Source organism: Sphingosinicella soli (genome assembly GCF_014199685.1).
In the GTDB taxonomy this organism is placed as follows: Bacteria; Pseudomonadota; Alphaproteobacteria; order Sphingomonadales; family Sphingomonadaceae; genus Sphingosinicella; species Sphingosinicella soli.
Genome location: NZ_JACHNZ010000009.1, coordinates 79,812 through 100,093 on the forward strand (window position 1 = coordinate 79,812; position 20,282 = coordinate 100,093).

Here is a 20,282-nt window from a genome sequence, read left to right on the forward strand (position 1 = left end):
TGCGCTGCGCGAAGGCACATCATTTCCCGAAAGGCTGTGGAAGGAAGCGGGATATAGGAGCCGCAGGCGGCGCTGTCAAACCCTGTCGTGCGAACCCGCTTCGTCAGGCAGACGTCCAGCCCGACCTGCGGCCCGCCGCGACGATTTCCCACACGGCCATGAACAGCGCGGCGATCACCGGGCCGATGACGATGCCGTTGAGCCCGAACAGCTCGATGCCGCCGAGCGTCGAGATCAGCACGATATAGTCGGGCATCCGCGCATCGCGCCCGACAAGGATGGGGCGCAGGATATTGTCGATGAGGCCGATGACGAAAATGCCGCAGAACACAAGCACGACGCCCTGCCAGACCGCCCCGGTGACGAACAGATAGATCGCCACCGGCACCCAGACGAGCCCCGTTCCGACCGCCGGCAGCAGCGACAGGAAGCCCATCAGCACGCCCCAGAGAACTGCCGCCTGGATGCCCAGGCTCCAGAAGACCACGCCGCCCACCGCGCCCTGCACGATCGCGACGATGATGCTGCCCTTCACCGTCGCGCGGATGACGGTGACGAACTTGGTCATCAGCGCATTGCGCTGCGCGGGGTGCAGCGGCATCGAACCCCGCAGCTTTTCAACGATGGCATCGCCGTCGCGCAGCAGGAAGAAGGTCAGGTACAGCATCACGCCGAGCCCGACGAGGAAACCGAACGTGCGCTGGCCGATCACCACGGTTTGCGCGGCCAGCACCTGAAAGCTGTCGGCGATGCCGTCGGCCGCCTTTTCGCGAATGGCGCTGATATTGCCGAGGCCGAGGCGGCGGAGCATGGAGATCGCCCAATCCGGCAGCAGCGCCTGCACCTGCCGGAAATAGCCGCTCACGTCGATCTGCCCGCTTTCGATGTGGGTGTAGATCGCCGTGGCTTCCTGCAGCAGGAAAATGCCGAGCGTGATCGCGGGCAGGATGACCATGGCCAGGATCACGAGCAGCGTAAGCAGCGCGGTGAAGTTCGGACGCCCCGGAAACTTCGCCAGCAGCCGCCGGTTCAGCGGCTCGAAGAGAATGGCGGCGATGAGCGCCCACAAAATCGCGCCGAAGAACGGCAGCAGCACCCAGGCGAACGCCAGCGATACGATAACGATGAGAGCGAGAAATGTTCTGTCTTCGATCTTGCGCATGGCTGCCCGCCCGGTCCCTGTTATCCCAACATACATTAAACGCGCCGTTTGGGAATCGGACGCCTCCGCCGCACGAAAAAGGGCGGCCCCTTTCGGAACCGCCCCTTTTTGTTCGAAAAGCCTTGAGGCTTACTTGATCTCGACGGTCGCGCCGGCTTCTTCAAGCTGCTTCTTGATCTTCTCGGCTTCTTCCTTGTTCACGCCTTCCTTCACCGGCTTCGGAGCGCCTTCGACAAGCGCCTTGGCTTCGCCGAGGCCGAGGTTGGTGATGACGCGGACTTCCTTGATGACGTTGATCTTCTTGCCACCGTCGCCGGTGAGGATCACGTCGAACTCGGTCTTCTCTTCGACCGCCGGGCCGGCGTCGCCGCCGCCGGGGGCTGCCGCAACCGCAACAGCGGCGGCCGCCGAAACGCCCCACTTCTCTTCGAGGAGCTTCGCGAGATCCGCGGCTTCGAGAACGGTGAGGGCCGAAAGGTCGTCTACAATCTTCTGAAGGTCTGCCATTTTAAGTCTCCATGCGGGCCACGCGGCCCAATGTTTCTGTATTGGTCGAGAACAGCTGTCCGGATTGGCTTACGCAGCGTCTTTCACGGCGTAGGCACCCATGACACGCGCAAGCTGAGCAGCAGGCGCCTGAACGATCTGAACAACCTTGGTCGCCGGCGCATTGAGAAGGCCGATGATCTTGGCGCGCAGTTCGTCAAGCGACGGCAGCGATGCCAGTTGCTTGATGCCATTTGCATCGAGGATGGTATCCCCCATGGCACCGCCGACGATTTCCAACTTCTCGTTGGTCTTCGCGAAATCGACGGCAGCCTTGGCGGCGGCAACGGGATCACTCGACGTTGCCATCGCCGTCGGACCGACCAGCATGTCGCTGATCGCTGCGTACGGCGTACCTTCCAGTGCAATCCGGGCGAGCTTGTTTTTCGCGACTTTATAGCCCGCGCCCGCCTCGCGCATCTTGCCGCGGAGAGCCGTCACCTGGGCGACGGTAAGGCCGTGGTTGCGCGTAATGACGACAACCCCGGTCTCCGAGAAGACACGGTTGAGCGATGCGACGAGCGCCTTTTTTTCAGCGCGATCCATGCTTCACTCCTGGTTTGTCCCTCAGGCGATCACTCGCCTTCGGAACGGTTGAGCCGAAATCCCGGACCATTCCGGGGGTCTCGGCCCGTCCGCGGGGTCGTCGACTGCGTGCCGGGCATGGAGCCCTTCGGCAGACCCGGTTCGCCATCGCACAGCGGAAGCCGGTAAAACTTGTCCCCGTCTCATGCAGGCTGGCGTTTTGAGTTCCCTCTCAGGAACGCCTGCAATCTCGGACGGTATCTTGAGGCGGCCCGTTTCCGGCCCGCCCCGCGATGCTGTTCAGGCGGCCGCGCCTGCGGTCGCCGTATCGATCTTCACGCCCGGCCCCATCGTGGAGCTGATGGCGATCTTGCGAACATACTTGCCCTTGGCGCCCGACGGCTTCGCCTTGACGATGGCATCGACGAAAGCGTCGAAGTTCGCCCGGAGCGCCGCGTCGTCAAAGCTCGCCTTGCCGATGCCGCTGTGGATGATGCCGGCCTTTTCGACGCGGAATTCCACCTGGCCGCCCTTGGCCGCTTCCACGGCTTCGGCGACGTTCGGCGTGACGGTGCCGAGCTTCGGGTTCGGCATCAGGCCCTTGGGGCCGAGCACCTTGCCGAGGCGTCCGACGACACCCATCATGTCGGGGGTCGCGATGACGCGGTCGAAATCGCTGCGACCGTTCTGGATTTCTTCCATCAGGTCTTCGGCGCCCACGACTTCGGCGCCCGCCTTGCGCGCATCCTCGGCCTTGTCGCCGCGCGCGAACACCGCGACGCGAACGTCCTTGCCCGTGCCGCTCGGCAGGCGGACGACGCCGCGCACCATCTGGTCGGCATGGCGGGGATCGACGCCGAGATTGAGCGCGACTTCGACGGTCTCGTCGAACTTGGAGCTTGCGAGGCTCTTCACCAGCGCGATGGCTTCGTCGATGCCGTAGAGCTTCTCACGGTCGACCTTGCCGGCCAGCGCCTTGGCCTTTTTCGTCAGCTTGGCCATGTTCAGCCCTCCACCACTTCGAGGCCCATCGAGCGCGCGGAGCCCTCGATGATCTTCATTGCCGCGTCGATGTCGTTCGCCGACAGATCGACCATCTTCACCTGTGCGATCTCGCGGACGGCGGAACGCTTGATGGTTCCCGCGCTGTCCTTGCCCGGCGTCTTGGAGCCGGACTTGAGGTTCGCAGCCTTCTTCAGAAGGAAGGTGGCAGGCGGCGTCTTGGTGACGAAGGAGAAGCTGCGGTCGGCATAGACGGTGATGACCGTCGGCACCGGAGCACCCTTTTCCATTTCCTGCGTCTGGGCGTTGAACGCCTTGCAGAATTCCATGATGTTGACGCCGCGCTGACCGAGCGCCGGCCCGAGGGGCGGCGACGGGGTGGCGGCGGCAGCCGGCACCTGCAGCTTGATATAGCCCGTAATCTTCTTGGCCATCGTTCTCACTCTCTTTCAAGTTTAGCGGTTCAGACGGCCACCCGAAGGCAGCCTCCCGCAGGCAACGCCCCTCCCCTTAACAGCGAGGGGTAAAAAACTACTTCGTGCGCTCGACCTGCTCGAAATCGAGTTCCACGGGCGTCGCGCGCCCGAAGATCGACACCGAAACCTTCACGCGGGCGCGATCGTAATCGATCTCTTCCACGAGGCCGTTGAAGCTGGCGAACGGACCGTCGAGCACGCGAACCTCGTCGCCGATCTCGAAGTTCACCTTCATCTTCGCCTTCGGCGCCTCGATGTGGTGACCCTTCGTCGAAAGGATGCGCGCGGCTTCCGCCTCGCTGATCGGCGAGGGCTTGCCGCTCGCGCCGAGGAAACCCGTCACCTTCGGCGTGTTCTTCACGAGGTGGAACACGTCGTCGGTCATGTGCAGCTTCGCCAGCACATAGCCGGGGAAATACTTCCGCTCGGCCTGCACCTTCTTGCCGCGGCGGATTTCCGTGACGGTCTCGGTCGGAACCTCGACCTCCTCGACAAGCGCCTCAAGACCCAGGCGCTTCGCTTCGTCGAGGATCGAATCGCGGACCTTGTTCTCGAAGTTCGAGTAGGCGTGAATGATGTACCAGCGCGCGGCCATGCCCGTTTCGAACCTTCCCGTTATTTCGCGAAGTCGAGCAGGAACTGGACGATTCGGCCCAGCACCTGATCAACGCCCAGGAAGAACAGCGACAGAATGGTGGTCATAATGAGCACCATGATGGTGGTCACGATCGTCTCGCGGCGCGTCGGCCAGGTGACCTTGGCGGTCTCCTGACGCACCTGCCGCACCAACGTACCCGGATTGGTCATCTTAGCCATCTAACGCGCTCAATTCCCAAACAAAAACAGCCGACCGGCCGCGCCCTTTTCTTCCGGGCGGCGCCGGTTGACTGGTGAACCTCTACTCGCTCCCGAGCCTCCAAATCCGCCCTTTTCAGGAGAAACTGGCAGGAGTGGAGGGACTCGAACCCACGGCCCTCGGTTTTGGAGACCGATGCTCTACCAACTGAGCTACACTCCTAGAGCCCGGGAGCCGCGTCTATAATCGGCGGGCTTTGGCGGTGCAAGTCCTATCGTTCGGGGGACGCGCGGGGTTGATCCGACCTCCCGCATGTGGGCACAAGGCGCGGAACCAGAGGCAGGCAGGAGACGTTCTTATCGGACATCGCATGGGCACCGGCTCTCTCCGAAACGCGAATCCTTCGCATGCGGCGTCGCTGCCGCCACCGCTGGCGGCGATCGAACGCCCCGCGCTCTTTCTCGATTTCGACGGAACACTCGTCGATCTGGCGCCGCAGCCCGGCGCCATACGCCTTGCCCCGCACCTCATGCCGCTGCTGGAAGCCCTCGGCCGGCGCCTTGAAGGGCGCCTTGCCATCGTGAGCGGGCGCGCACTTGCCGATCTCGCCGGCCATCTCCCCGCCCCCGCGCTCACGCTCTCCGGCTCTCATGGCGGGGAACTCCGCCTCGCGGCGGTTCCGGCGGACGCGGCGGGATCAGCCTTCCCCGAGGCCGCTCATCTGGAAGCGCTTGCCTTCGCCGCCGCGCACGGCCTCTTCGTCGAAGCCAAACCGCTCGGTTTCGCAATGCACTATCGGCAAGCGCCGGACGCCGAACGTGCGGTGCAGGTTTTTGCCGACGCACTCGGCGGACGCCACGGCCTCGCCGTCAAGGCCGGCAAGATGGTGACCGAACTGATGCCGCCGGGCATCGACAAAGGAAAGATCGTCGCAACGCTTATGGCCATGCCCGCATTCCGCAGTTCCACCCCCGTTTTCATCGGCGACGACGTGACCGACGAAGACGGCTTCAGTGCCGCCGCCGCCGCGCGAGGTTTCGGCGTGCTCGTCGGCGCGCCCCGCCCCACCGCCGCCGCCGCCCGCCTTGCCGATGTCGAGGCGGTGCATGCCTGGCTGGGCGCGCTGTGAGTTCGCTCGAACTCTGGCCGATCGGCAACTGTCAGGTGAGCGGCCTTGTCGATGCCGACGCCCGCCTCGTCTGGGGCTGCGCGCCGCGTGTCGACGGCGATCCCGTGTTCTGCGCGCTGCTGAACAACGACGACGGCGGCGCGGCGCCCGGCGCGTGGATGTTCTCGCTCGAAGGCCAGATCTCGGCGCGTCAGGCCTATCGCCGCAACACGCCCATCCTCGTCACCCGGCTGGAGGACGCGGAGGGCGGCGCTGTCGATGTCATCGACTTCTGCCCGCGCTTCGAGCGGTCCGGCCGCATGTATCGCCCGGTGGCGTGGGTGCGCATCGTGCAGCCCGTCTCCGGCTCGCCGCGCCTGCGCGTCCGCCTCGCGCCGATGCGCGGTTACGGCCGCGAGGCCGCGCCGCGCACGAGCGGCACCAACCACATCCGCTTCCTGCTCGGCGACCAGACGCTGCGGCTCACCACCGATGCGCCCGTCGGCAATATCCTCGACAGCCGCCCGTTCCGGCTGGAGCGCCCCGCGCATTTCTTCCTCGGCCCCGACGAGCCCTTTGCCGGCAACGTCTCGCGCGAGGTCGCCACCATGCTCGAACGCACGGAGAGCTATTGGCAGCACTGGGTGCGCGGGCTTGCGACGCCGCTCGAATGGCAGGACCATGTGATCCGCGCGGCCATCACATTGAAGCTCTGCCAGCACGAGGAAACCGGCGCCATCGTCGCGGCGCTCACCACCTCGATCCCCGAGTCCGCCGGTTCGGGACGGAACTGGGACTATCGCTACTGCTGGATCCGCGACGCCTATTACACCGTGCAGGCACTGAACCGGCTCGGCGCGCTCGACGTGCTCGAAAAATATCTCTCATACCTGCGCAATATCGTCGATGACGCGCAGGGCAGCCTGCAGCCGCTCTATGCCGTTTCGGGAGAGCGCGTCCTTGAGGAATCCGTGGCGGACGGGCTCGCGGGGTATCGCGGCATGGGCCCCGTGCGCGTCGGCAACGCCGCCTACCTTCAGGTGCAGCACGACGTCTACGGCCAGATCGTGCTGCCGAACATCCAGGCGTTTATCGACCGGCGCCTGCTTCGCATGGCCAACCTCGACGACTTCCACAGCCTGGAAGCGATCGGCGAGATGGCGTGGCGCATGCACGATACGCCCGACGCGGGGCTGTGGGAGTTCCGCACCCGCACCGCCGTCCACACCTACAGCGCGGTCATGAGTTGGGCCGCGTGCGACCGTCTGGAAAACGCCGCCCGCATCCTCGGCCTGGAAGCGCGCGAGCGCTACTGGGCCGGACGCGCCGCAGCCATCCGCGAGGCGATCGAAACCCGCGCGTGGTCGGAGGACGCCGGCCATTTCGGCGCGTCCTTCGGCGGGCAGGAGCTGGACGCCAGCCTGCTCCAGCTCGTCGACCTGCGCTTCCTGCCCGCAGACGACCCGCGCATGGTCGCCACCTTCGCGGCCGTGGAGAAGGCGCTGCGGCGCGGCGAGCACATGCTGCGCTACGCCAGCGAAGACGATTTCGGACGGCCCGAAACCGCCTTCAACATCTGCACCTTCTGGCTGATCGAGGCGCTGCACGTCGCCGGGCGCGGCGAGGAAGCCCGCGCGCTGTTCGAACGCATGCTCGGCCACGCGACGCAGGCGGGGCTGCTTTCGGAGGACATGGATTTCGAAACGGGCGAGCTGTGGGGCAATTACCCGCAAACCTACTCGCTCGTCGGGATCATTAACTGTGCCGGTTTGTTATCCCGTTCGTGGAGCACGATTCGATGAGCCGGCTGATTGTTATCTCGAACCGGGTTTCGGTTCCGAAGACGGAAAATGCAAGCGGGGCGCAGGGCGGACTTGCCGTTGCGCTCGGTGCCGCGCTGCGCGAGCATCGCGGCATCTGGTTCGGCTGGTCGGGACAGGAAACCGACAGCTTCACCGGCCATCTCGATCTGCAGCGACAGCACGGTGTGACCACCGCAACGATCGATCTGGAATCGCAGGACATCGACGAATATTACAACGGCTACGCCAACCGCACGCTGTGGCCGCTGTTCCACCACCGCGTCGATCTCACCGAATACGAACGCAGCTTCGGCGAAGGTTATGAGCGCGTGAACGGGCGTTTCGCCGACAGCGTCGCGCCGCTGATCGAGCCGGGCGACCTTGTCTGGGTTCACGATTACCACCTGCTGCCGCTCGGCAAGTTCCTGCAGGATCGGGGCATCCGCAACCGCATCGGCCTGTTTCTGCACATCCCCTGGCCGCCGACGCGGCTGTTCGTGTCGCTGCCCTTCCACGAGCGGCTGGTCGAGCACATGCTCCACTACGACGTCATCGGCTTCCAGTCGGAGGAGTGGCACGAATCCTTCTGTCATTATGTCGAAAAGGAGCTTGGCGGTCGGGTCGCGGCGGACGGCGGCACCATCGAATGGCAGGGCCGCAGCATCGTCACGCGCGCCTTTCCCATCGGTATCGATTATGCGGAGTTCGTGGAGGCCGGAGCCACCGAGGTGGCGCACCGCGCGCACGACCGCCTCCGCGCAAGCGCCGACGGCAAGAAGGTCATCATCGGCGTCGACCGCCTCGATTATTCGAAAGGCCTTGTCGAGCGTTTCGATTCCTATCACCGCTTCCTCACCGACCATCCCGAGGCGGCGAAAGACGTCGTGCTGCTTCAGATCGCGCCGCCCTCGCGCGAGGACGTGCATACCTATCAGGATATCCGAAACACGCTGGAACGATCGGCCGGGCACATCAACGGCGCCCACGCGGACATCGACTGGGTGCCGATCCGCTATGTGAACCAGGGCTATTCGCGCGCCGAGCTGGCGGGCTTCTACCGCGCCGCGCGCGTGGGCCTCGTCACCCCGCTGCGGGACGGCATGAACCTCGTCGCCAAGGAGTATGTCGCGGCGCAGGATCCAGACGATCCGGGCGTTCTCATCCTGTCGCGCTTCGCGGGCGCGGCGCTGCAGCTGCCCGATGCGCTGCTCGTCAACCCGCACAGCAGCGAGGAGGTCGGCGAAGCGATCGCCACCGCGCTCGCCATGCCGAAGGAAGAACGCATCCGCCGCTGGCAGGGCATGATCGGCTCCGTCCGCGACGAAGACGTCATCGCCTGGCGCGACGATTTCGTCGCGGCGCTGAGCGGCCCGGCAGCGCGCGCCGCCGCATGAAAAAAGGGCCGGAGGCGAACCTCCGGCCCTTCGTTTTCAGTCCTCCGGTTCAGGCGGCGTTGCGCACGCCCTCGATGACCGGCTGAGAGTCGTCGGCGCCGATCACGACCTTGCGCGGCTTCTTCGCTTCGGGGATTTCGCGAACGAGATCGATATTCAGAAGCCCGTTCGCATAGCTCGCGCCCGTCACCTTGATGATGTCGGCAAGCTGGAAGCGGCGTTCGAAGGCGCGCTTGGCGATGCCGCGATGAATGAATTCGCGGCCTTCGCCGTCCGTCTCGGCGCTCTTGCCGATCACGGTCAGGGTGTTTTCCTGTACCGTGATGTCAAGCTCGTCCTCGGCGAAGCCTGCGACCGCCATCGCGATGCGATACGCGTTTTCGCCGGTCTTCTCGATATTATAAGGGGGGTATCCGCCGCCTTCATCGCCGCGCGCGGCGAATTCCGCCAGTCGGCTGAGGTTCTCGAAGCCGATCGACGAGCGAAGCAGCGGGGAAAGATCGAAAGTACGCATAGCCATATCCTTCTCTGTTCAAAGCAATATGTGGTTCCTCGGCCCACCATGTGGCTGGACCTTGCCGGACAATCGGACCCCGAAACCGGGCATCCCTTCGCCGACGACGGTGAGGTGGTTGTTAACCCCTCTTGTTTCAAGATGGGCGTTGACCGGGGACCAATGAGGCGCGATGCAGTCGCGACCATGACGATGAACGAACACACGCTGATAACGCCCAAGCTGGTGGCCGCGCTGTATACGGAAGCGATGCTGCTGGCCGACGAGGCCCGCGGCTATTTCGATACCGAAGGCCAGATGGAGCGCGCCGCGCTCGATCCGGTGCTGCGCGTCGCCTATTCGTGCGAGTCGCTGCGCGTCACGACGCGGTTGATGCACGTCGTTTCATGGCTGCTGGTCCGCAAGGCCGTGGCGGCGGGCGAAATGACCGAAGCTGAAGGCGAGGCGCCGGAACGCCGCCTCGGCCGCGCGGGGGATACGGAACTCGATTCGCTGCGTCTGGGCCAGCTTCCGCCGCGCGCCCGCGAAATCATCGATGCAAGCCGCGACCTCTACGAGCGCGTCAAGCGCCTCGACGACCAGTTCGCCACCGAAGTCCCCCTCTCCCCCGCTCGCGCGCTCCTCGGCAGGCTGGAGCGCTCGTTCTAGGGGTCCAGAACGACCAGCCGACCGGCTGGCAAGATATCACTGAAGCCTTAGCGGCGCGTCGCCCGGTCGCCACGGATCGAAGCGAAGCATGATCGCGGCGAACAGTGCCGATGCGAGATGACCGCGGAGCCATGCCTGAAGGCGGGGAAGCGGCTGCGCGTCGAACCAGGCGCGATCGGTTTCGGCAAACTGCCGCACGAAGGGGAAGATCGCAACATCGGTCATGCCGCGCGCGTCTCCACAGAGATGAGCCTGCCCGGCGAGCCGCGCTTCGAGCACCCCGAGCAGCGCCAATCCCGCCGCGCGATGCTCGGCCGGGTCCGAGATGTGGCGATCGGGATATTTGTAGCGATCGAGGTGGTGCTTGAACGGGCCGTCATTGGCTTCGATCAGCGCGCGGTCCTCGCGCTCCAGCCAGCCTTCGGGATCGTTGCGTTCCAGCGACCAGCGCATGATTTCGATGCTTTCCTCGATCACGCCATCGGCGTGCACGATCACCGGGACGGTCGCCTTGGGCGACGCGGCGATCAGTGCCTCGGGCTTGCGCGAGAGCTTCACTTCGCGGATTTCGCAGACGGTGCCGCTGACCAGCAGCGCCATGCGGGCGCGCATGGCGTAGGGGCAGCGCCGGAAGCTGTAGAGGATCGGACTATCGCTCACGCTGATCGGCCAGGCGGGCGCCGATATGCGCGGTGCCGCGCAGTTTGGCGAGCTGCTCCTGCCGGTCGCGTTCGGCATAACCGGCGCGCTGAGCGTCACTTCGCGCCGCGTGGCAGGCAGAACAGCTCACGCCGACAGTGTAAAGCGGTGAAGCGCGATCCAGGGAGCTGACCGGCCGTCGACAACCATGACACAGCACGTGGGTGCCGGCTTCGAGGCCATGGCCGACCGCGACGCGCTGGTCGAACACGAAGCATTCCCCTTCCCAAAGGCTCTCGTCGGCCGGAACAGTCTCCAGATATTTGAGGATGCCGCCCTGGAGGTGATAGACATCCTCGATGCCTTCGGCCTTCAGGAAGGCGGTCGATTTCTCGCAGCGAATGCCGCCGGTGCAGAACATCGCGACCTTCGGTCGATCGACGGTGCCGAGCAACCGTTCACGTTCGGCGCGGAACCAGGCAGGAAAATCGCGGAAGCTGGCGGTCTTCGGATCGATAGCACCGGCAAAACTGCCGATCGCGACCTCGTAGTCGTTGCGCGTATCGATCACGATGGTGCCGGGCTCGCTGATCAGCGCGTTCCAGTCCTGCGGCGAGACATAGTGCCCCGTCCCGGCGAGCGGATCAACGTGTTCTTGCCCCATCGTGACGATCTCGCGCTTCACGCGCACTTTCATGCGGCGGAACGGCATCGTCTCGGCGGCCGAATACTTCACCTCAAGATCGGCGAAGCCCGGCAGGCTACGGATGAACGCCAGGACGTTTTCGATCGCATGGTCCGATCCGGCGATCGTGCCGTTCACTCCTTCACCGGCGAGCAGCAGCGTACCTTTGATGCCGGCGGCACAACACAGTCTTGCCAGTTCGCGGCGAACGGCGTCGCAATCATCCAGCCGAGCAAACTTGTAGAGCGCGGCGACGCGAACGGGAGAAGGTGAATCGGTCAAAAGAGCAGTCCGTCAACGCTGTTTCTTGGCGATGGTCGCTGTGAAATCGGGATCCTTGTTCTTCACCCAATCGACGAATTTGCGAACGCCGGGATCGGCCAGCAAGGCTTCGACGTCCATGCCGTGACGCTGCAGTTCGGCATTGGTGAAATTGGCGATCAGCGTCTGCTGGCAAATGGCATGCATCGGCACGACATCGCGCCCGCCGCGACTTTTCGGCACCGGGTGATGCCACACAATGGTCTTGCCGCTCGGCCGGCTGCAAAGCCAGCACGTCACCGGCTCCGCCGAGGACTCCTCTTCACTCGGCGGGTCTTCATACGAGCCGTGTTTGGAATGTTTGCGCGCCATAATCCTGCTTAAAGTGCCACGCGTCGGCAGTCCATCTATCGAAATCGACCCGGCATGGCCATGCCAAGCGAGGTCAGGCCTGCGTCCTCAGACGACGCGGCGGATTTCGCTGTACGCGCCTTCGGTACGCAGGGTGATGGTCACGGGTCTTCCCGAGCGGTTGCGCCAGAACCAGCCATGTGTGCCGTTGAAAGCGGCGACGAGTTCGCCCTTCTCGCCGGTCGACTCACGGCCCTTGCCGTAGCCGTGATAGAAACCGCGCGGTGCATTTTCAGGATCGCCGTGCGTGTCGAAATTGACATGACCGCCTTCCACCGACCAGTCGAAGGCAAGGCGCGCACCGTTCGCCATTTTCGCTTTGATCTCGGCGCCCTGGCCGGGCTCAAGGCTAAGCGTCATCGTGTCTGACCGCTGCGCAGCGGCGGTTGCGGCTTCGACCACATCCGGCGCGGCCGTGGTCGCGGGCGCGATGGTTTCGGACACGGCATCACGCGACGCTTCTTCCGCGAGTTGGGCCTTGATCTCGCCCATCTTCGTCAGGCCGAGCTGTCGTCCGATGCCGGTCGGGTCGATCGCATATTCGCCGGGAAGAACGATCGCGACCAGAATCGCACCGGCACCGACGATGGCGAGGCCCGTTGCGCGAAGGAGCTGGCGGGTGGTCGGCAAATCTTCGAGGCGGGGGCGCTGGGAATTGAACATTGGAGTTCCTTTGAATTAGCTGATTGCGTAGCCGGCGAGCTGGTAACCGACGAGCACGAAGCCCGCAGTCATCAGCAGCACATTGGCGGCGAAGGCGTGGCGCATGAAACTCGAGGTCCGGCGCCAGTAGCCCATGAGGATGAGAATTGCGGCGAGCGCAAGCAATTGCCCGATCTCGACCCCGATGTTGAACGCAATGAGGTTCGGGATCAGCCCTTCGTCGGCGATTTGGAATTCGATGATCTTCGTTGCCAGGCCGAAGCCATGAAAGAATCCGAAGATCAATGTCGCAGCCCTGGTATCCGGCTGAGAGCCGAACCAGCGCTGAAAGGCGCCGAGATTGTCGAGCGCCTTGTAGACGACCGACAGGCCTATGATCGCATCGATGATATAGGCGTTGGCGCTGATGCCGCTCAGGACGCCGAACAGCATCGTCGTCGAATGGCCGATCGCGAACAGCGTCACGTAGAGGCCGATGTCCTTCATCCGGTAAAGGAAGAAGATGACCCCGAAGAGGAAGAGCAGATGGTCGTAGCCGGTGACCATATGCTTGGCGCCGAGATAGACGAAGGGCCAGAAGAGAAAGCCGGTGCTTTCCTGAATATAGCCCTTGTCGCCCTCGGCGACATTATGCGCCCAGGCCTCCGCGCCCGCAGCGAGGGTGAGGAGGATCAAACTGACGGCGAGCAGGAGTCTCCGGGTGGAGATCCACGGGGGTGCGATCGTGCGAGTGAACATGCAATAATCTCCTGAATTACTGAAAGGACCGCGCTGGCTCGATCGGTGGGACCGCTTCCTTCCTGGGAGCGCGGCCGTGCACCATGCGGTAGAGTGCGGGCAGCACGAGCAGCGTCAGGATCGTCGAGGAGACGATCCCGCCGATCACGACCGTCGCCAGCGGCCGCTGCACCTCCGCACCCGCGCCGACGTTGAAGGCCATCGGCACGAAGCCGAGGCTGGCAACAAGCGCGGTCATCAGCACCGGACGCAGACGGGTGAGCGCGCCTTCGCGGATCGCTTCCTCCAGCCCTGCACCGCTTTCACGGAGCTGGCGGATGAAGCTCAGCATCACGACGCCGTTCAGCACCGCAACGCCCGAGAGGGCGATGAAGCCCACACCGGCCGAGATCGACAACGGCATGTCGCGGACGAGCAGCGCGGCAACGCCGCCGGTGAGTGCCAGCGGCACCCCCGAGAAGACGATCGCGGCATCCCTGCCCGAACGGAACAACGCATAGAGCAGGCCGAAGATCAGCAGCATTGCAGCCGGCACCACGATTTGGAGGCGCTTCGCAGCCGAGATGAGCTGCTCGAACGTGCCGCCATAGCTGATCCAGTAGCCGGAAGGCACCTCGACCTCGGCGCCGACCTTCGCCTGCAGTTCCTCGACGAAAGAGCCGAGATCGCGGCCGCGGACATTGGCCGTCACCACGACACGGCGCTTGCCGTCCTCACGGCTGATCTGGTTGGGGCCGATGACGACCTCCACCTTCGCCACATCCGCAAGCGGCACGAAGCCGCGCAGCCCCGTATCGGAGGCCGCGCCCATCGTCTCCGCCGCAGAGGCGCCGACGGCAGGCAGCGGAATGCGCAGACGGCCGATCTCGTCGATCCGCTCCCGCGCTTCCTCCGGCAGACGCACGATGATCGGGAAACGCCGGTCGCCCTCGAATATCTGTCCGGCCTCGACGCCGCCGATGGAGATGGCGACGACGTCCTGGATATCGGCGACATTGAGACCGAAGCGTGCGAGCGCCGCGCGGTCGGGCGTGATCTGCAGCACCGGCAGACCCGTGACCTGCTCGACGCTGACATCCTGCGCCCCTTCGATGCCCGACGCGACGCCCTCGATCTGCTGGCCGACTTCGAGCAGCGTATCGAGATCGTCTCCGAACACCTTGACCGCGACATCGGCCCGAACACCCGAGAGCAGTTCGTTGAAGCGCATCTGGATCGGCTGCGTGAACTCGTAGTTGTTTCCCGGGATTTCGGCGACGGCCGCCTGCAGTTCGCGGACGAACTCCGCCTTGGGCTTGCGCGGATCGGGCCAATCCTTCCGGTCCTTCAGGAAGATGAAGGTGTCGGCAACCGACGGCGGCATCGGATCGGTTGCGACTTCCGCCGTGCCGATCTTCGCCACCACCCGGTCGACCTCCGGAAACTGCTTGATGCGTGCCTCGAGAGCGGTCTGCATACTGATCGCCTGGCTGAGACTGGTGCCGGGGATGCGCAGGGCATGAAGCGCGATATCGCCTTCGTCGAGGTTCGGCACGAACTCCGACCCCATACGGCTCGCGGCGAGGCCCGAGATGAGCACGAGCCCGACCGCGCCCGCCACGAAAAGCGTGCGCAGACGCATCGCCCTGTCGAGCGAGGGCGCATAGAGACGCCGCGCCCAAACCATCAGCCGGCTTTCCTTCTCCTCGACCCTGCCCGTGACGAACAGCGCGACCGCCGCCGGCACGAAGGTGAGCGAAAGAATGAGCGCGGCGCTCAGCGCCATCACGACGGTGATCGCCATCGGATGGAACATTTTCCCTTCGACGCCCGTCAGCGCGAAGATCGGTACATAGACGAGTGCGATGATCAGTACGCCGAAGAGCGACGGACGAATGACCTCCGACGTTGCCGAAGCCGCGAGGCGGAAGCGCTCTTCCCGATCAAGCAGGCGACCGAGCCGGTGTTGCGCCTCGCCGAAGCGCCTGAGACAATTCTCGACGATGATCACCGCCCCGTCGACGATGAGGCCGAAGTCGAGGGCTCCGAGGCTCATGAGGTTTCCGGACACGCCTCCACGGACCATGCCGGTGATCGTCATCAGCATGGTGATCGGGATAACCGCCGCCGTGATGAGCGCCGCGCGGACATTGCCGAGCAGCAGGAAGAGCACGACGATGACGAGCAGCGCGCCCTCGAGAAGGTTTTTCTCCACGGTCCAGATCGCGCGCTCGACGAGATCGGTGCGATCGTAGATCGGTACGGCTTTCACGCCGCCCGGAAGCGCCTTTGCGGCATCCTCAAGCCGCTGTGCCGCAGCGCGCGCGACGATGCGGCTGTTCTCGCCCGCGAGCATGAAGACCGTACCGAGCACGACTTCCTTGCCGTTCTCGGTCGCGGCGCCGGTACGCAGTTCCTCGCCGAGATTGATGTCCGCCACGTCGGCGATGCGGATCGGCACGCCGCCGCGATTGCTGACGACGATCATCCCGAGGTCGTCGATACCTGCGGCCTGGCCGGGCGTGCGGACGAGATATTGCTCGCCGTAGCGCTCGACATAACCTGCCCCGCGATTGTCGTTGTTGCGCTCCAGGGCGCGAACGACATCACCCAGCGTCAACCCATAGGCGGACAGTCGTGCGGGAAGCGGGGTCACATGATACTGGCGTTCGTAGCCGCCGATGCTGTTCACCTCGGTCACGCCGGGCGTGCTGCGAAGCTGCGGCCGGATCACCCAGTCCTGCAACGTCCGCAAATCCTCGGGCGTATAGGCGGTGCCGTCGGGTTTTTTCGCGCCCGGCTCGGCTTCGAGCGTGTACATGAAAATCTCGCCGAGACCGGTCGCGATTGGCCCCATTTCCGGCGCTACGCCGGGCGGGAGCTGTTCGCGTGCCGATTGCAGCCGCTCATTGATGAGCTGACGGGCAAAATAGATGCTCGTGCCGTCCTCGAAAACCGCAGTGACCTGGCTAAGCCCATAGCGCGAGACCGACCTTGTATATTGCAGCCCCGGCAGACCGGCGATTGCCGTCTCGACCGGGAAGGTCACGCGCTGCTCGGCTTCGAGCGGAGAGAAACCCGGCGCCTCGCTGTTGATCTGCACCTGGACATTGGTGATGTCGGGCGTGGCGTCGATGGGCAGCCGCTGGAAGCTCCAGACGCCGATTGCGCAAAGCAGCACGACGACCGCAAGAATCGCCCAGCGAAACCGGATCGCAGCGGTGATCATCCGCTCGAGCAAGGGCGTTTTTCCCTGCAGCGGCTCTGTCTCAATGGTCATGGCTCGCCCCCGATTTCTCGATGTCGGCGCGGATCAGGAAGGCGCCGTCGACGACATAAACCTCGCCCGGTTCAAGCCCGCCGAGCACTTCGGTCCACTCAGGCGTGCGCCGCCCGATTTCGAGCATCCGCACCTCGTAGGTGTTGCCGACCTTCGCGAAGACCACCTCGAAGTCGCGGAAGCGCTGGATCGCCTTCGTCCGCACCGCGAGCGGCACGTTCGATTGCGCCACGGCAAAGCTGCCCTCGACGCCCATGCCGGGGCGGAACACACGCGAGGCCGATGGCGGCAGATGCACATGGGCCATCATCGTCTGGCTCGCGACGTCGGCCGTCGGCAGGATCGCCTCGACCTCGCCTTCGAAGCGCGCCTCGCCCGACAGGCTGCGGAGGTTCACCGGCTGACCGACGCGGATCCTTTCCGCATCCCTTGGATAGACGAAGAATTCGGCATGCAGACTGGTCGGATCCGCGACGACGAATAGCGCACGGTCCCCGGTCGTATCGCCGACGTTGACGTTCTTCTCCACGATCGTGCCGCTGATCGGGGCGGTGATCGCGTAGGTCTGGAGCGAATGACTCGACTCCACCCGCGCCAGCACGTGGCCCCGCGACACTTGCTGCCCAAGCTTGCCGCTGAGCGAGACGATGAGGCCCGGCAGGCGCGCGCGCACTTCGCCCTTGCCCTCGGGCGTGATCTCGATCCGCCCCCCCATGTCGACAAGATCACTGACCGTTGCAGGCCCCGCCGCTTCGGTCTTGATGCCTCCGGCCTCGGCGGCCTCCGGAGTGATGATGGTCCGCCCTTCATAGGAGGGGTAGGACCATTTGTGATCGCGCCCGCCCTCCGACGCCTGCACGCGGACGTCGAAGCTGTGCGGTTCGGTGACGACACCGCTACCCCGCAGAAAGTCTTCCTGCGGGGTGAAGCTGAAGCGATCGGTCTTATTGCCGAGACGGCCGAGTTCGATCGTCAGCTCGACATCCGACGGCTTGATCGGCTCGTCGTTCCGATAGGCATAGACGCGGAACTCGGGATCGACGCCGTCTTCGAAGATGGTGATCTCGAGCGCAAGATCACCGTCGCGAAGCATCCGGCCCCGATGCGGGCCGCGTTCATATTCGCCGGCGGCGACCGCCGCTTTTTCGTTGTTTTCCTCAGTCGGCGCGCCGTCGCTGCACGACGCCAGCAGCACGGCCGCCACGAGGGGCAGCGCCCTCAACAGGTGTTTCGTGTTCATCGAACCGTCTCCAGGGTTGCAAGCAGGGGCGCATGACGGCCGGCCAGCCGGTCGAGGCGCACGCTCAGAAGATGAAAGCGCCGAAGCAGATCGACGCGACGCGCGCGCGCGTCGTGGGCCACGGTCTGGGCCTGACTGAACTCAAGGAAGGTGAAGGCCGTGCCCCCGCGCGCGAGGCCGTCTCGGATCAGCCGCACCGCGCGTTCGGCGCTGGGAAGCACGTCGGCGTCGATACGCCCGACCTCGGCGGCGATCAGCCCGCGGTCGGCGGCGAGCTTGTCGATCTCCCGACCGATCTCGACGCGCGTCACGGCGATATCCGCTTCCAGCGCGCGTCGCTCTGCCTCGGCCCGCATGACATTGCCGCGATTGGCACGTTTGGCGCCGATCGGTATCGAGCCGCCGATCATCACGGCGACATCATTGCCATCGCCGAAATGGCGCAGCCCGATGCGACCGTTCGGGTCGGAGACATTACCGGTCTCGGCGAGCTTCACCTTCGCGTCCGCTGCCGCGCGTTCCGCGAGGAGAGACGCGATATCGGCGGACTCCCTGCGAGGCGGGAGAGGAACGTCCAGCGCCTGGAATGTTGCCGGATCAAGTTTGAAGTCGCTCGAACCGCCCCACCAGGCCGCGAGGCTCGCGCGAGCGATCTGCGCTGTTTCACGCGCCTGTTCCAGCGCGATCTCGGCTTGTGCAACATTGGTCCGCGCCCGCTCGGCCGCGAACTTTGGATCAAGCGCCCCCCGCACGCGCTGCGCCACATCGCGTTCGACGTGCTGAAGGTCGGCCAGGCGGGCTTCGGCCACGGGTATCGCCGCTTCGGCCGCCAGCGCCTCGACCCAGGCCGCCTGCACGCGCGCGAGGCGATCGAGCAGGCGGACGCTGTTCTGCTGCGCCACGACTTCGACATCGGCACGCGCCGCGCCGATGCGCGCTTCCCGCTTGCCCCCGCGCTCCCAGGTCCGCTCGTACCAGCCCGTCGTTTGCGACCGGTCGAGCGACGAATAGGCACCGGTGCCTGCAAAATCCTCGAAATCGACGCCGATCACGTCGCGCGGGCGGACGTCGGCCTGCAAGATGCCGGCATCCACGGCTTCGAGTCTCGCTGCGTTGGCAGCAACCGCAGGGTCGCTGCTTGTGACCCGGGAGAGAATCTCGTCCAGAGTTAAGGTCTGCGCCCATGCGGGCTGCGGCGCGGCGGCCAACAGAATGGCCCCGCAGAGCAGCGCTCTACGGACGGCACGCGCGCCGGAGCACGCTCGATATCGGAAAAACATGAGATAACGGCCTCGCTGAAAGGCGTGGAAACAGCCCACGCCTCACGAAGCGGCGCGGGAACTCAGGCGTTCAGCAGGGTTCTGGGAGGGCGCTCTTGTCCAAGCGCGCCAAGGCCGGCGATTGGTCGATCCGTGTGGAGACCGTGCATTTTTCCCGAATAATCAATATCCAGATGGCGAGCGAGGCTTGGGAATATCAGACTGGAGCCGTTGTCGCCGTGATGATGGTGATGCCCACCGGCAAGATGATCACCGGGCTGGTCACGCCCTGCCTCGCCACCGTGATCATGGTGTGCGTCATGGTCTTCATGAACGGCATCGAATGAAAGCGCGCCAGGCGCCGCATGCTCATGGCCGATCGTGGCAGACGACGCATGCTGGATGTCATTCAGCGCTTTTGCAGGAAGCGCACCGGCGTACAGCAGCATGAGCGCTGCACAGAGTGCGGCGACAAGGCGATGCGCGCGAGAGGCGAACAGTTCAAGCACGATTGCCGTTTACCCAGAGCATCTCAAATTGACAAGCCACGGAACACGGCCACGGGCCAGCGCGACAGGCGGATCAGGTCCGCGCATGCACCATGTGAGTGAGAACATGTTTCAGGAGCGTGCCGTCAGGGCGAACAAGCGCGTCAAGAATGGACAGGTGATCAGCCGGCACGTGAAGCACCTGCTCCGAGGTCGGTCTGCAGAGCGCCTTCACCATATCATCAAGCTGATCGTGAAACCCCGCAGGGTCATTACTGGCGACGGCCAATGTGACGGGCACCTCGGTGGGCCGGACATGGAGAAGCGGGCTCAGGCGTACCGCGTCGCTTTCAGAGAGGTCAAGATGCGACTGCACATAGCTCGCGCGCAAAGGGCGAAGATCATAGAGGCCACTAATCGACAAGACGCTTTTTATGACATCCTCCGGCAGCCCGTAGCTGCCCACCCAATCGGTAAACAAAAGCTCCATGGCGAGATGTCCGCCAGCGGAATGACCGGAAAGAGAAATTCGCTCGGGATCGCCGCCGTAGCGCGCGATATTATCCCTTACCTGTTTAGTCCCTCGTTTTGATGGTGCGGTTCTCTGATAAACCGTTTTGGCTGCTCGGACCATATTTTGCAGACATATTCATATGGGGTGAGGCC

At 64.5% G+C, this 20,282-nt stretch carries 22 protein-coding genes and 1 tRNA gene; 5 read left to right on the plus strand and 18 right to left on the minus strand.

Translation table 11 applies throughout. The features are described 5' to 3' along the window. Window positions 1-103 precede the first annotated feature (103 nt). The 8 genes from GGQ98_RS05340 to GGQ98_RS05375 all read right to left on the minus strand — a co-directional run bounded on the left by GGQ98_RS05340 (window position 104) and on the right by GGQ98_RS05375 (window position 4,729). A complete protein-coding gene (locus tag GGQ98_RS05340) occupies window positions 104-1,162 on the minus strand; it encodes an AI-2E family transporter (protein WP_184066225.1) in 1,059 nt (352 codons plus the stop codon). Between the two features lie 129 nt (window positions 1,163-1,291). After that, on the minus strand, window positions 1,292-1,669 hold the full coding sequence (gene rplL / locus GGQ98_RS05345; RefSeq protein WP_184066228.1) for a 50S ribosomal protein L7/L12: 378 nt from the start codon (window positions 1,667-1,669) through the stop codon (window positions 1,292-1,294). Between the two features lie 69 nt (window positions 1,670-1,738). Further along, a complete protein-coding gene (gene rplJ / locus GGQ98_RS05350; RefSeq protein ID WP_184066231.1) occupies window positions 1,739-2,254 on the minus strand; it encodes a 50S ribosomal protein L10 in 516 nt (171 codons plus the stop codon). A 279-nt stretch (window positions 2,255-2,533) separates the two neighbouring features. Beyond that, complete coding sequence (gene rplA, locus GGQ98_RS05355; RefSeq protein ID WP_184066234.1) at window positions 2,534-3,235, minus strand: 50S ribosomal protein L1; 702 nt, start codon at window positions 3,233-3,235, stop codon at window positions 2,534-2,536. 2 nt (window positions 3,236-3,237) lie between these two features. Beyond that, a complete protein-coding gene (gene rplK / locus GGQ98_RS05360) occupies window positions 3,238-3,669 on the minus strand; it encodes a 50S ribosomal protein L11 (RefSeq protein ID WP_184066236.1) in 432 nt (143 codons plus the stop codon). A 97-nt stretch (window positions 3,670-3,766) separates the two neighbouring features. Beyond that, the gene (gene nusG, locus GGQ98_RS05365; RefSeq protein ID WP_184066239.1) at window positions 3,767-4,306 is read right to left on the minus strand and encodes a transcription termination/antitermination protein NusG; all 540 of its coding nucleotides are present in this window, start codon (window positions 4,304-4,306) and stop codon (window positions 3,767-3,769) included. 20 nt (window positions 4,307-4,326) lie between these two features. After that, entirely contained in the window at window positions 4,327-4,527 is a 201-nt protein-coding gene (gene secE, locus GGQ98_RS05370) for a preprotein translocase subunit SecE (RefSeq protein WP_184066242.1), read from the minus strand. 126 nt (window positions 4,528-4,653) lie between these two features. Next, window positions 4,654-4,729: transfer RNA gene (locus tag GGQ98_RS05375), tRNA-Trp, on the minus strand. Between the two features lie 148 nt (window positions 4,730-4,877). On the opposite strand from GGQ98_RS05375, the gene otsB reads away from it, so the two are divergent. From otsB to GGQ98_RS05390, 3 genes are read left to right on the plus strand one after another with little or no spacing between them, the layout of a single operon-like run. Then, entirely contained in the window at window positions 4,878-5,636 is a 759-nt protein-coding gene (gene otsB, locus GGQ98_RS05380; RefSeq protein ID WP_184066245.1) for a trehalose-phosphatase, read from the plus strand. Next, the gene (locus GGQ98_RS05385; protein WP_184066248.1) at window positions 5,633-7,417 is read left to right on the plus strand and encodes a glycoside hydrolase family 15 protein; all 1,785 of its coding nucleotides are present in this window, start codon (window positions 5,633-5,635) and stop codon (window positions 7,415-7,417) included. The genes otsB and GGQ98_RS05385 overlap by 4 nt, the downstream gene beginning before the upstream one ends. Further along, on the plus strand, window positions 7,414-8,811 hold the full coding sequence (locus GGQ98_RS05390; protein WP_184066251.1) for an alpha,alpha-trehalose-phosphate synthase (UDP-forming): 1,398 nt from the start codon (window positions 7,414-7,416) through the stop codon (window positions 8,809-8,811). Before GGQ98_RS05385 ends, GGQ98_RS05390 begins: the two co-directional genes overlap by 4 nt. Before the next feature lie 49 nt (window positions 8,812-8,860). Here GGQ98_RS05390 and GGQ98_RS05395 read toward each other — a convergent pair whose 3' ends face one another. Beyond that, entirely contained in the window at window positions 8,861-9,325 is a 465-nt protein-coding gene (locus GGQ98_RS05395; RefSeq protein ID WP_184066254.1) for an Hsp20 family protein, read from the minus strand. A 186-nt stretch (window positions 9,326-9,511) separates the two neighbouring features. On the opposite strand from GGQ98_RS05395, the gene GGQ98_RS05400 reads away from it, so the two are divergent. After that, the gene (locus GGQ98_RS05400) at window positions 9,512-9,973 is read left to right on the plus strand and encodes a DUF1465 family protein (RefSeq protein WP_184066257.1); all 462 of its coding nucleotides are present in this window, start codon (window positions 9,512-9,514) and stop codon (window positions 9,971-9,973) included. Window positions 9,974-10,009: 36 nt separating this feature from the next. Here the strand turns inward: GGQ98_RS05400 and GGQ98_RS05405 are convergent, their stop codons facing one another. The 8 genes from GGQ98_RS05405 to GGQ98_RS05440 all read right to left on the minus strand — a co-directional run bounded on the left by GGQ98_RS05405 (window position 10,010) and on the right by GGQ98_RS05440 (window position 19,077). After that, the gene (locus GGQ98_RS05405) at window positions 10,010-10,633 is read right to left on the minus strand and encodes a glutathione S-transferase (protein ID WP_341534146.1); all 624 of its coding nucleotides are present in this window, start codon (window positions 10,631-10,633) and stop codon (window positions 10,010-10,012) included. Beyond that, window positions 10,623-11,579, minus strand: a complete 957-nt coding sequence (gene trhO, locus GGQ98_RS05410; protein ID WP_184066263.1) for an oxygen-dependent tRNA uridine(34) hydroxylase TrhO — start codon at window positions 11,577-11,579, stop codon at window positions 10,623-10,625. Before trhO ends, GGQ98_RS05405 begins: the two co-directional genes overlap by 11 nt. 12 nt (window positions 11,580-11,591) lie before the next feature. Beyond that, a complete protein-coding gene (locus tag GGQ98_RS05415; protein ID WP_184066266.1) occupies window positions 11,592-11,930 on the minus strand; it encodes a hypothetical protein in 339 nt (112 codons plus the stop codon). Window positions 11,931-12,017: 87 nt separating this feature from the next. Further along, a complete protein-coding gene (locus GGQ98_RS05420; RefSeq protein WP_184066270.1) occupies window positions 12,018-12,632 on the minus strand; it encodes a transmembrane anchor protein in 615 nt (204 codons plus the stop codon). Between the two features lie 15 nt (window positions 12,633-12,647). Continuing rightward, window positions 12,648-13,370, minus strand: a complete 723-nt coding sequence (locus GGQ98_RS05425) for a HupE/UreJ family protein (protein ID WP_184066273.1) — start codon at window positions 13,368-13,370, stop codon at window positions 12,648-12,650. A 16-nt stretch (window positions 13,371-13,386) separates the two neighbouring features. Beyond that, complete coding sequence (locus GGQ98_RS05430; RefSeq protein WP_279380218.1) at window positions 13,387-16,629, minus strand: CusA/CzcA family heavy metal efflux RND transporter; 3,243 nt, start codon at window positions 16,627-16,629, stop codon at window positions 13,387-13,389. Then, entirely contained in the window at window positions 16,619-17,869 is a 1,251-nt protein-coding gene (locus GGQ98_RS05435) for an efflux RND transporter periplasmic adaptor subunit (protein ID WP_184066276.1), read from the minus strand. The genes GGQ98_RS05430 and GGQ98_RS05435 overlap by 11 nt, the downstream gene beginning before the upstream one ends. After that, window positions 17,866-19,077 carry a TolC family protein gene (locus GGQ98_RS05440; protein WP_243451716.1) on the minus strand — a complete coding sequence of 404 codons (1,212 nt, stop codon included), beginning with the start codon at window positions 19,075-19,077 and terminating at the stop codon, window positions 17,866-17,868. The genes GGQ98_RS05435 and GGQ98_RS05440 overlap by 4 nt, the downstream gene beginning before the upstream one ends. 167 nt (window positions 19,078-19,244) lie before the next feature. Here GGQ98_RS05440 and GGQ98_RS05445 point away from each other — a divergent pair, with 167 nt between their 5' ends. Further along, the gene (locus GGQ98_RS05445; protein WP_184066279.1) at window positions 19,245-19,475 is read left to right on the plus strand and encodes a hypothetical protein; all 231 of its coding nucleotides are present in this window, start codon (window positions 19,245-19,247) and stop codon (window positions 19,473-19,475) included. Window positions 19,476-19,710: 235 nt separating this feature from the next. Here GGQ98_RS05445 and GGQ98_RS05450 read toward each other — a convergent pair whose 3' ends face one another. Beyond that, window positions 19,711-20,175, minus strand: coding sequence for an alpha/beta hydrolase (locus GGQ98_RS05450; RefSeq protein ID WP_341534147.1), 465 nt, complete (start codon window positions 20,173-20,175; stop codon window positions 19,711-19,713). Window positions 20,176-20,282 lie beyond the last annotated feature (107 nt).

Excerpts from the sequence above, each read along its gene's own strand:
- rplA (WP_184066234.1), bottom strand. The coding sequence starts at position 3,235 with ATGGCCAAGCTGACGAAAAAGGCCAAGGCGCTGGCCGGCAAGGTCGAC.
- GGQ98_RS05435 (WP_184066276.1), bottom strand. The coding sequence starts at position 17,869 with ATGAACACGAAACACCTGTTGAGGGCGCTGCCCCTCGTGGCGGCCGTG.
- GGQ98_RS05340 (WP_184066225.1), bottom strand. The coding sequence starts at position 1,162 with ATGCGCAAGATCGAAGACAGAACATTTCTCGCTCTCATCGTTATCGTA.
- GGQ98_RS05430 (WP_279380218.1), bottom strand. The coding sequence starts at position 16,629 with ATGACCATTGAGACAGAGCCGCTGCAGGGAAAAACGCCCTTGCTCGAG.
- secE (WP_184066242.1), bottom strand. The coding sequence starts at position 4,527 with ATGGCTAAGATGACCAATCCGGGTACGTTGGTGCGGCAGGTGCGTCAG.
- GGQ98_RS05420 (WP_184066270.1), bottom strand. The coding sequence starts at position 12,632 with ATGTTCAATTCCCAGCGCCCCCGCCTCGAAGATTTGCCGACCACCCGC.
- rplK (WP_184066236.1), bottom strand. The coding sequence starts at position 3,669 with ATGGCCAAGAAGATTACGGGCTATATCAAGCTGCAGGTGCCGGCTGCC.
- rplJ (WP_184066231.1), bottom strand. The coding sequence starts at position 2,254 with ATGGATCGCGCTGAAAAAAAGGCGCTCGTCGCATCGCTCAACCGTGTC.
- GGQ98_RS05425 (WP_184066273.1), bottom strand. The coding sequence starts at position 13,370 with ATGTTCACTCGCACGATCGCACCCCCGTGGATCTCCACCCGGAGACTC.
- nusG (WP_184066239.1), bottom strand. The coding sequence starts at position 4,306 with ATGGCCGCGCGCTGGTACATCATTCACGCCTACTCGAACTTCGAGAAC.
- GGQ98_RS05415 (WP_184066266.1), bottom strand. The coding sequence starts at position 11,930 with ATGGCGCGCAAACATTCCAAACACGGCTCGTATGAAGACCCGCCGAGT.
- GGQ98_RS05390 (WP_184066251.1), top strand. The coding sequence starts at position 7,414 with ATGAGCCGGCTGATTGTTATCTCGAACCGGGTTTCGGTTCCGAAGACG.
- GGQ98_RS05395 (WP_184066254.1), bottom strand. The coding sequence starts at position 9,325 with ATGCGTACTTTCGATCTTTCCCCGCTGCTTCGCTCGTCGATCGGCTTC.
- rplL (WP_184066228.1), bottom strand. The coding sequence starts at position 1,669 with ATGGCAGACCTTCAGAAGATTGTAGACGACCTTTCGGCCCTCACCGTT.
- GGQ98_RS05400 (WP_184066257.1), top strand. The coding sequence starts at position 9,512 with ATGACGATGAACGAACACACGCTGATAACGCCCAAGCTGGTGGCCGCG.
- otsB (WP_184066245.1), top strand. The coding sequence starts at position 4,878 with ATGGGCACCGGCTCTCTCCGAAACGCGAATCCTTCGCATGCGGCGTCG.